Below are 226 nucleotides of genomic sequence, written 5' to 3' on the forward strand. Positions count from 1 at the left end.
TACCCAAGGCAACCATTTTACCCTCAACAGCAGGAACAGAGATACACAGAACAATACGAAGAACAAGAGTTACAGCAACAAGAACAACAATATGACGAAAATCCATATGCAGCAACACAAAACCAAGAACAACAATATCAGCAAAATCCATATGTAACACCACAAAACCCATACACAACTCAACCGCAATACCAACAACAAATATATCAACCAAACTACGACGCAC

1 pseudogene is annotated in these 226 nt (G+C 38.9%); it reads left to right on the plus strand.

Annotated elements, in window-relative coordinates:
• Positions 1–226, plus strand: a pseudogene (locus MR160_RS34595) (hypothetical protein); the annotation flags it as partial.

The sequence above is a fragment of the Bacillus cereus group sp. BfR-BA-01382 genome, assembly GCF_022663475.1.
Taxonomy (GTDB): domain Bacteria; phylum Bacillota; class Bacilli; order Bacillales; family Bacillaceae_G; genus Bacillus_A; species Bacillus_A thuringiensis_S.